General features: G+C 71.2%; 6 protein-coding genes. 4 read left to right on the top strand and 2 right to left on the bottom strand.

Annotated elements, in window-relative coordinates; translation table 11 throughout:
- The 3 genes from ACFY15_RS19370 to ACFY15_RS19360 all read left to right on the top strand — a co-directional run.
- Positions 1 to 333 (top strand): potassium-transporting ATPase subunit C (locus ACFY15_RS19370; RefSeq protein ID WP_390825815.1); only part of this gene is annotated, 333 nt, incomplete at its 5' end.
- 122 nt (positions 334 to 455) lie between these two features.
- Entirely contained in the window at positions 456 to 1139 is a 684-nt protein-coding gene (locus ACFY15_RS19365) for a response regulator (RefSeq protein WP_390825814.1), read from the top strand.
- Between the two features lie 7 nt (positions 1140 to 1146).
- Positions 1147 to 3690 (top strand): ATP-binding protein, encoded by a 2544-nt coding sequence (locus tag ACFY15_RS19360; protein ID WP_390686392.1) that lies wholly within the window; start codon positions 1147 to 1149, stop codon positions 3688 to 3690.
- A 16-nt stretch (positions 3691 to 3706) separates the two neighbouring features.
- On the opposite strand, the gene ACFY15_RS19355 is transcribed toward ACFY15_RS19360, so the two are convergent.
- Together ACFY15_RS19355 and ACFY15_RS19350 are read right to left on the bottom strand one after the other, a co-directional pair.
- A complete protein-coding gene (locus tag ACFY15_RS19355) occupies positions 3707 to 5614 on the bottom strand; it encodes an NAD-binding protein (RefSeq protein WP_390686393.1) in 1908 nt (635 codons plus the stop codon).
- A gap of 107 nt (positions 5615 to 5721) precedes the next feature.
- A complete protein-coding gene (locus tag ACFY15_RS19350; RefSeq protein WP_390686394.1) occupies positions 5722 to 8220 on the bottom strand; it encodes an ATP-binding protein in 2499 nt (832 codons plus the stop codon).
- Positions 8221 to 8469: 249 nt separating this feature from the next.
- On the opposite strand from ACFY15_RS19350, the gene ACFY15_RS19345 reads away from it, so the two are divergent.
- On the top strand, positions 8470 to 10035 hold the full coding sequence (locus tag ACFY15_RS19345) for a Na+/H+ antiporter (RefSeq protein WP_390825813.1): 1566 nt from the start codon (positions 8470 to 8472) through the stop codon (positions 10033 to 10035).
- The last annotated feature ends 205 nt before the right edge of the window (positions 10036 to 10240 follow it).

Genomic DNA, 10240 nt, shown 5'->3' with positions numbered 1-10240 from the left:
AAGGCCTCCGAGGAAGGCAGCCTCTGCGCCCAGGTCATCGCCGCCAAGGAAGCCGTCGTCGTCGACAACTCCACCGCCACCTACAAGGTCAAGCCCCAGGACGTGCCCGCCGACGCGGTCACCTCCTCCGGTTCCGGCCTGGACCCGAACATCTCCCCCGCCTACGCCGAACTCCAGGTCCACCGCGTCGCGGAGAAGAACGGCCTGACCGTCAAGCAGGTCAAGAAGCTCGTCGAGGACCACACCACCGGCCGGACCCTCGGCTTCATGGGCGAGCCCCGCGTCAACGTCCTCGAACTCAACACCGCCCTCAAGGCACTGACCAAGGGCTGACGGCCCACACAGCAAAGCTGTGGAGCCGACGGGACGCGACGCTCCCCCAGCCACGACTGGGAGGCACCCCGCGTCCCGCCGGCTCCGACCCGTATCCACCGAAAGAGGAAGGCTCCACACCGATGATCAAGGTGCTGGTGGTGGAAGACGACCCCCAGCTCGTCCGCGCGCTCAGGATCAACCTGGAGGCGCGCACGTTCGAGGTGGAGACGGCTTCCGACGGAAAGGCTGCTCTGAGGCTCACGTTCGCCAGCAAGCCCGACGTCATCGTGCTGGATCTCGGCCTGCCGGACATCGACGGTGTTGACGTGATCAAAGAGGTACGGAAGACCAGTGGCGTGCCGATCCTGGTGCTCTCCGCCCGACATACGTCCGAGGAGAAGATCCAGGCCCTGGACGCCGGCGCCGACGACTACGTGACGAAACCGTTCAGCATGGACGAGCTCCTCGCCCGCCTGCGGGCAGCCGCCCGCCGTGGTGAGGCATCGGCGCCCTCTCCGGACATCTCCGTGGTCACGACCGAAGACTTCACCGTGGACCTGATCGCGAAGAAGGTCAGGCGCGGCAGCCGCAGCGTGCGGCTGACGCCGACCGAGTGGCACCTTCTGGAGATCCTCATCACCAACCCAGGCCGGCTCGTCAGCCAGCGCAAGCTGCTGCTCGAAGTCTGGGGGCCGACGTATTCCGAGCACACCAACTACCTCCGGGTCTACATGGCCCAGCTGCGCCGCAAACTGGAAGCGGACCCCTCGCACCCGAGGTATCTGATCACCGAGCCCGGCATGGGCTACCGCTTCGAGGGATGACGTGCACATGGGCCGCGGCAAGTTTCGTATCTATCTGGGCTCCGCCCCCGGCGTCGGCAAGACGTACGCGATGCTCTCGGAGGGCCACCGCCGGGTGGAGCGCGGTACGGACGTCGTCGTCGCGTTCGTCGAGCACCACAGTCGGCCACGTACCGAGGTGATGCTGCACGGGCTGGAGCAGGTCACGCGGCGCAACCTGGAGTACCGGGGGTCCACCTTCACCGAAATGGACGTCGACGCGATCCTTTCCCGGCGCCCGGCGGTGGCGCTGGTGGACGAGCTCGCGCACACCAACGTCCCGGGCTCGCGAAACGCCAAGCGCTGGCAGGACGTCGAGGAACTGCTCCAGGCGGGGATCGACGTGGTTTCCACGGTCAACATCCAGCACCTGGAGTCGCTCGGGGACGTCGTGGAAACGATCACCGGCGTGCGGCAGCGCGAGACCGTGCCCGACGAGGTCGTGCGGCGCGCCGACCAGATCGAGCTCGTCGACATGTCCCCGCAGGCCCTGCGCCGGCGCATGGCCCACGGGAACATCTACAAGCCGGACAAGGTCGACGCCGCCCTCTCGAACTACTTCCGTCCCGGCAACCTCACCGCGCTGCGCGAACTCGCCCTGCTCTGGGTCGCCGACCGGGTCGACGAATACCTCCGGGAGTACCGGGGCGACCACGACATCCGCACCACCTGGCAGGCCCGTGAACGCATCGTCGTGGGCATCACGGGCGGTCCGGAGGGACGCACCCTCATCCGGCGCGCCGCCCGTCTCGCCGAGAAGGGCTCGGGCGGCGAGGTCCTCGCCGTCTACATCGCCCGCAGCGACGGGCTGACCGCCGCCTCGCCCAAGGAGCTCGCCGTCCAGCGCACCCTGGTCGAGGACCTGGGCGGCACCTTCCACCACGTCATCGGCGACGACATCCCCGAGGCGTTGCTGGAGTTCGCACGAGGGGTCAACGCCACGCAGATCGTGCTCGGCGTCAGCCGCCGCCGCTCGTGGCAGTCAGTCTTCAGCCCCGGCGTCAGCGCCACCGTCGCCCGCGAGTCGGGACCGGACCTCGACGTCCACATCGTCACCCACGACGAGGCCGCCAAGGGGCGTGGCCTGCCCATCCCTCGGGGCGCACGGCTCAGCCGGGCTCGGGTCATCTGGGGCTGGCTCGCCGGTATGGCCGGCCCCGCGTTCCTCGCCGTCCTGCTGAACCAGGTCCTCCCGGGCCTCGGGCTCGCCAACGACATGCTACTCTTCCTCACCTTCACCGTGGCCGCGGCGCTGCTCGGCGGCCTGCTCCCCGCGCTCGCCTCGGCGGCGTTCGGATCCCTGCTGCTGAACTACTACTTCACGCCGCCACTGCACGAGTTCACGATCTCCGACCCGAAGAACATCGTCGCCATCGCGATCTTCGTCGGTGTCGCCGTATCGGTGGCCTCCGTGGTCGACCAGGCCGCCCGGCGCACCCACCAGGCCGCCCGCCTGCGGGCGGAGTCCGAGATCCTCTCCTTCCTCGCCGGCAGCGTCCTGCGCGGCGAGACCGCTCTCGACGCACTCCTGGAACGGGTCCGCGAAACCTTCTCCATGGACTCCGTCTCCCTGCTGGAACGTGGTGCCGACGTCGAGCCCTGGACCATGGCCGGCAGCACCGGCCGCAACCCGGCCACCCGCCCCGAGGACGCCGACGTCGACATGCCCATCGGCGAGAACATGGCCCTGGCCCTCACAGGCCGGGTCCTGCCGGCCGAGGACCGGCGCGTGCTCGGCGCCTTCGCCGCCCAGGCCGCCGTCGTACTCGACCGCCAGCGCCTGGTCGGTGAGGCCGAGGAGGCCCGCCGCCTGATCGAGGACAACCGGATCCGCACCGCCCTGCTGGCAGCCGTCAGCCACGACCTGCGCACCCCACTCGCCGGAATCAAGGCCTCCGTCACCTCACTGCGCTCCGACGACATCGAGTGGTCCGAGGAGGACCGGGCCTGCCTCCTGGAAGGCATCGAGGACGGCGCCGACCGCCTCGACCACCTGATCGGCAACCTCCTCGACATGTCCCGCCTCCAGACCGGCACCGTCCTCCCGATCATCCGCGTGACCGACCTCGACGAGGTCGTCCCGGTGGCCCTGGCCGGAGTCCCGGACGACAGCGTCGAACTCGACATCCCCGAGACCCTGCCCATGGTCGCCGTCGACCGCGGCCTCCTGGAACGGGCCGTCGCCAACATCGTCGAGAACGCCGTGAAGTACAGCCCCGACGGGAGGCCCGTGCACGTCTCCGCCAGCGCCCTCGCCGACCGCCTCGAACTGCGCGTCGTCGACCAGGGACCGGGCGTGCCCGACGAGGCCAAGGACCGCATATTCGAACCCTTCCAGCGACACGGGGACGCCCCCGCAGGCGCCGGCGTGGGTCTCGGGCTGGCGGTCGCCCGGGGATTCCTGGAAGCGATGGAGGGCACCCTCACCGCCGAGGACACCCCCGGTGGCGGCCTGACCATGGTCCTCACCCTGCCCATCGCCGGAGGCGCCCCCCCGGCCCCCGCGGAAATCCCGGCCGACGCCACGACATGACTCCCGCCGGCCCCGCTCAGCGGCCACCACGGTCCGTGGCGGACGGAGGTGCCGGAGCCCGGGGCTCCCGGTGGGGCTGGACTCCTGTCATCAGGACGTCCAGGCCCCGCCGGGTCGTGGCGAGCACCACCCGGTCACCGGCCCGTAGGACGCGGCCATGGGGTGCGCGCCAGTCGAAGCCCGTCGCGCGCGGAAGGTAGAGGCCGCCCAGGGTGTCCGAGGTGGCCTGGTACGCCGCCGAATCACCCGAGGAACCGACCGCGAGGACGCGCCACTCGTTCTGCTTGAACGCCTCGTGAATCGAGAAACCCTCCAGTGCCGGGTGCCCGGCCACATCGACCACCGTGAACAGCAGCACCCCTCGCTCGACCGGCATCACGCCGAGGACGTGGCGGCCCATCATCGCCGCCGCGAACGAGGGCGCCGCGAGGGCCGACACGCTGCGGCTGCGCGTCGCCGCGTGCGGGTAGGAGGCGCGGAGCGTGTGCGAGACGGTGGCCGCGAAGTCGTCGTCGTAGAGGCGCATGACCACCCTGATGTCCGGGTTGGCTTCCCGGGCGGCCATCACGATGTCCAGATTGGCGCTGTCGTCCCTGCTGAGCACGAGAAGCGATCTCGCCCGGCCTATCCTCGCCAGATCGAGGACCCGCGCGTCCGTGGCGTCGTCCAGGAGCAGCGGCACGCCCAATTCGCGGGCGGCGGCGACGCCGCGTGCGTGCGGGTCCTTTTCGATGACGACCACCTTGTGACGGGTGGTGCGCAGGCGGCCGAGAACCCGGGTGCCGACCTTGCCCAGGCCCACGAGCACGATGTGGTCCCCGAGGTCCTCGGTGGGTGGGTGTGTCCCCGAGGCCGTCCTGAACGCCTCGCTGGCGTTCAGGGTCGCGGCCACGACGAGCGGTAGTACCGCCAGCCCGACGAATCCCGCGATGAGCTGGAGCACCCGGCGCGCCGGCCCCTCGTCGGTCGCGGGGTCGCCCATCGTGAAGATGTCCAGCATCGGCAGGTAGACCGCTTTCCACAGCGGTATCGCGTCGACGAGCAGGAGCGTGGCGATCGACAGCAGCACCACGACCGCGGCCAGCAGTCCGAAGACGGACATGACCTCCCGCGAGACGAAGACCTTCCAGGGCAGGTGCGCGAGGCGGCCGCGGATCCAGCTTCCCGGTGTCCGCGCCTCGGCCGGCGTCTCGGGGGCCTGGGCTTGGGTGACCTCCTCCAGCATCAGCCGGCCGTGCGTGAACTGGCGGTGGTACGAGGTGACCGTGTCCGGGAGGAGCTGGGTGCCGTCGGCACCGGGGGTCTCCGCGCTGTCCTGGCTGCGCGGGTCGTCGCGGTCGGCTCCGGAGAGGACTGCCAGCGTGGCGAGGTCGGAGGCGTGCGGGGCCTCCCCCGCCGGGCGCACCGCTCCGCGGAACACCTTGCCGTCGACCTGGAGGGTATGGCCCTGGCCGAGGGCGGCGGCGGCCACCAGCTCGGGTACCGCCGTGTCCGCATCGGACAGCACGGTGGTGGAGGCGTCGAGGAAGCCTTCCTCCGCATCCGTGGAACGCGCGGCCACCGCCCGGTCCAGGAGCTGTTCGAGGTGGCGCCCCCGCTCGCGGTGAAACATCCGGACGACCAGCCGGATCGACGGGTTGATGCTCCGGGCGAGGAGCGCGGCCATCATGTTGGTCTGGTCGTCGCCGTATGTGAGGGCGAGCGCGGCGGCTCGTTCCACTCCCGCCGCCCGCAGGGTCTGGTCGTCGGGGCGGGCCGAAATGATCAGCTCGACGGGTGAGTCCGGGTTGTGGTGGAGTGCGTCGATCTCCCCGCCGTGCTCGTCGCGCCGGGACGGCAGTACGACCGTGACGGTCTCACCGCAGACCGCGTCGAGCTCGACCGCGAGCCGACGGGCGAGACCGTCGTCCCCGCAGATCACCATGTGCTGGGAGCGTGGAGCAACATGCGGCATAGGGGGGAGGGTTGAAGTCACATCCGATCAGACAGCGACCGAGGCGACACCGTTGCACCCGAACGGGAGTTCGCCCGTCAATATTGCGTAGGGAAAACGGGGCGGACCTCGGGAGCGGCCGGGAGCGACAGGGTCATGGTCAGGCCGCCGCCCGGAGTGTCCTCGGGGGTCAGGGTGCCGCCCATCGCCTCGGCGAGGCCCCGGGAGAGCGCAAGTCCGAGGCCGACGCCCGTGGTGTTGTCGGTGTCGCCGAGGCGCTGGAACGGCACGAAGGCGTTCTCCCGGTCCGCTTCCGGGATGCCCGGCCCCCGGTCGGCGACCCGGATCTCGACGCGGTCGTCGAGCGCGCTCGCCGTCAGCAGGACCTGCCGTCCGGGCGGGGTGTGCCGGACCGCGTTGTTGAGCAGGTTGGCCACCACGCGTTCGAGCAGCGGCGGATCCGCCAGGACGGCCGGGGCCCGCTCAAGGCTCCGGGTGTCGACGGCGGGGGCGTCGGCGGGGAGTCCGTCCAGCGCGGCGGGCACCACCTCCATCAGGTCGGTGGGCCGCAGCTCCAGTTTGAGGGCTCCGGCCTGGAGCCGGCTCATGTCCAGGAGGTTCTCGACGAGGCGGTTGAGCCGGGCCATCGACTCGTCCGCGGTGGCGAGGAGGGCATCGCGGTCCTCCTCGCTGAACTCCACGTCGCTGGCGCGCAGCGATTCGATGGCGGCCCAGCCGGCGGCGAGCGGGGTCCGCAGATCGTGGCTGACGGCGGCGAGCAGCGCGGTGCGCATCCGGTCGGCCGCCTTCACGGGTTCGATCTCGGCGGCCGCCTCGGCAAGCCGGGCCCGCTCGACCGCGACGGCGACGTGCGCGGCGAAGGCGGACAGGACCCGTCGGTCGGAGCTGGGCAGCGGACGCCCCCGCAGGACCAGATGTGTGTCCTGTCCCACCGGGACCCGTACGGCGGAGGCGTCGTCCGCGACCGCTTCGCCGGTGAGCTCGACCGCGTCCATCCCGAAGGTCTCCCTCGCGCGTTCGAGGAGCGCGGGTACGGCCTGGTCCCCCCGCACGATGGAGCCGGCGAGCGAGGAGAGCGTCTCCGCCTCGGCCGTGGCCCGGGCCGCCCTGCGCGACAGTCGCAGCGACCGGTCGACGGCCGCGGCGACGGTCCCCGCGACCACCGCGAACACCACCAGCGCGAGGATGTTGTTGGGTTCGGCGATGGTGAACTCGCCGACCGGCGGGATGAACCAGTAGTTCAGCAGGAGGGAGGCCGTCAGGGAAGCGACCAGAGCCGACAGCACACCGCCCACGCACGCCACCCCGACCACCGTCACCAGGAACAGGAGGGCCTCACTGGTGAGGTTGAGGCTGCCCCTGGTGTGGTCGAGGAGGAAGGTGAGCGCGATCGGTAGGACGAGCCCGAGGACCGGTCCGGCGATGCGCCGGGAGGTCGGCAGGGTCCGCCGTCTCGACGGCAACAGCCTGCCGCTGCCGGCCCGTTCGTGCGTGACCATGTGGACGTCGATGTCCTCGGACAGCCCGACGATCGTCTCGCCCGTACCCCGGCCGGTGAGGAAGCGCTCCACGCGCCCGCGCCGGCTGGTACCAAGGACCAGCTGGGTGGCGTTCTGCGAGCGGGCGAACTCGATGAGCGCGGTGGCCACGTCGTCACCGACGAGCGAGTGGTAGCTGCCGCCGAGGCTTTCGACGAGCGCCCGCTGACGGACGAGTGCGGCGGCCGAGGCTCCTGCCGCCAGGCCGTTGCTGCGCGCTATGTGCACGGCGAGGAGGTCACCTCCCGCCGAACGGGCGGCGATCCTGGCCGCCCGCCGGATGAGTGTCTCGCCCTCGGGACCGCCCGTGATCGCGACGACCACCCGTTCCCGGGTCTCCCACACTCCCCCTATGCCGTGCTCGGCACGGTACTTCTGGAGTGCCTCGTCCACCCGTCCGGCCAGCCACAGCAGGGCCAGCTCGCGCAGTGCGGTGAGGTTGCCCACCCGGAAGTAGTTGGACAGCGCCGCGTCGACCTTCTCCGGGGTGTAGATGTTCCCGTGGGCCATGCGCCGTCGCAGTGCTTCCGGCGGCAGGTCGACCAGCTCGATCTCATGGGCGCGGCGTACGACCTCGTCCGGCACGGTCTCGTGCTGCGGCACCCTGGTGATCTTCTCGACGACGTCGTTGAGGGATTCCAGGTGCTGGATGTTGACGGCGGTCACGACGTCGATCCCGGCCGCGAGGAGCGTCTCCACCTCCTGCCAGCGCTTGGCGGGGCTGCCGCCGGGGACGACGGAGTGGGCCAGTTCGTCGACGAGAGCCACCTCGGGCCGCCGCTCCAGGACCGCCGCCAGGTCCATTTCGGGGAACCGGCTCCCCCGGTAGGTGCGCTCGGTGCGCGGCAGGACCTCCAGGCCGGCCAGCTTCTCCTCGGTGTGGCGCCGGCCGTGGCACTCCACGAAGGCGACGACGACGTCGGTCCCCCGGTCGGCCCGGCGCCGCCCCTCGTCGAGCATCCGGTACGTCTTGCCCACACCGGGGGCCGACCCGAGAAAGACCTTCAGCCTTCCGGGCCTGGCAACCGCCTCCGCCACGACACGCGCCTCCTCACGCCGGCACCGCCCCGATCCGCGCAGAGGGCTTCCCTGGCCGGCAGAGGCACACAAGTGCTGCTGACGATCATCATCGGGGGGAAATCGACCGGATCAGGGCAGAGTACGAAGACATTGACGCAGCCCTGACACGGTCCATGCGCGATAAGGTGAAGGCGGTGTGCCGGGAAGTCTGGTCGGCGTGACGGGTCGCACGACCCCGATCTCGAATCCTGGGGTCCAAGGGGCGGCATGCGCAGCGTCGGTACGGTCTTGTTTCTCGTTGTCCTCGCGACGCTCGTGGCGACCGGGGCGCGCCGCTGGCGCATCCCCGCGCCCTCGCTGCTTGTCGTCGCGGGCCTCGCCGTCGCCCTGCTGCCCGGCGCCCCGCAGATCCACGTCACCCCCGAACTCATCGGGCTCGTCGTGCTGCCTCCCCTGCTGTACGCCAGCGCGGAGGAGATGTCCTGGCGCGAGCTGCGCGCCGTGTGGAAGCCGGTGTCGGTCCTCGCGGTGGGACTCGTCCTGGCCTCGGCCGCCGTGGTCGGGTACGTGGCCTCCGTGCTGACCCCGCTGTCCTGGCAGATGGCGCTGGTGCTCGGGGCAGTCCTCGCGAGCACCGACCCGGTAGCGGTCACCGCCCTCGGCCGGCGCCTCGCGCTGCCGCCCAGGGTCCAGGTGATGGTCCAGGCCGAGAGCCTGTTCAACGACGCCACCTCCCTCGTCCTGTTCCGAGTGGCCGTGGGCGTCGCGGTCGCCTCCTCCGCTGTCTCCTGGGGCGGCGCAGGCGGCGAGTTCGGCCTGCTCGCCGGGGGTGGAACCCTGATCGGGGGATCCGTGGCGGGCGTGGTGGTGCTGATCCGGCGCCGCACACAGGACCCGGTCCTGGAGACCGTGATCGCGCTGGTCACCCCGTACGCCGCCTACGTGCTGGCCGAGACGGCCCACACCTCCGGCGTCACTTCCGTGGTCGTGGCGGGCGTCGTCATGGGCGGCAGCGGGGACCGTCTCAGCAGTGCGCGCATACGCCTCCAACTGCACGCCGTCTACGGCACGGTGGTCTTCCTCCTCGAAAGCGTCGTGTTCAGCCTGATCGGGCTGTCCCTGCCCGGCCTGATTCGCGAGCTGGGCGCCGACAACCGGCTCTGGCCCCTCTACGCGCTCGCCCTGGCCTGCACGCTCGTCGCCGTCCGCGTGCTGTGGGTCTTCCCGCTGTCCGCCCTGCTCCAGCGGAAGGGAGGACGGGAGAAGACCGACTGGCGGGTGCCGGCCGTCCTGTCCTGGGCGGGCACGCGGGGCGTGATGCCGCTGGCCGCCGCCCTGTCCATACCCGTCGCCGCCGCCGACGGCACTCCCCTGGCGCAGCGCCCCCTGGTCCTGGTGCTGACCTCCTCCGTCGTGGTCCTCACGCTCGTCGTCCAGGGCTTCACCCTCGCCCCGGTCGTACGCCGCTCGGGGATCGCCCTCGAACCTGACCACACCGAGCGCGAGGAGACCGGCGCACGGCTCTGCCTCGCCGCAGCGGGGCTACGCCGCCTGGACGAGCTGTCCGGACTCGAAGCCGCGCCCGAGGCGGTGCTCGAACGCCTCCGGCGCGCCCTGCAGGCCCGCCGCGACCACGCCCAGGACCGGCTCGGCGAGGACGACGCACCGCACGAGTCCGCCGACCAGGTCTACCGCCAGCTGCGCCGCGACCTGATCGGCAGGGAGACCGTCGAACTCCAGCGCCTCTACGACGACCACCTCATCAGCGACACCACCCGCCGCCGTCTCCAGCGGTCGCTGGACCTGGAGGAAGCCCGGCTGTCCGACCTCTGACGGCCAGAACACCGCCTTCCGCATGGACGGCGCCTGCGACCGGAATTGCATGCGACCGACACCCAGGGACACACCCCCCCCCCGCCCGAATACCTCCGTCATCGGTGGCGGCGGACAGCGCCGAGGCTCAAGCGTCTCACCGCCCCCTGACAACCCGGCGCCGCACAGCACACGTCAGCACTGCTTCCAGCGAGCCGGCACCATG

The organism is Streptomyces sp. NPDC001373, from assembly GCF_042895815.1.
Classification (GTDB): Bacteria; Actinomycetota; Actinomycetes; order Streptomycetales; family Streptomycetaceae; genus Streptomyces.
The sequence above is the reverse complement of the archived record's forward strand: the minus strand, read 5'-3'. Positions and strand labels throughout refer to the sequence as shown.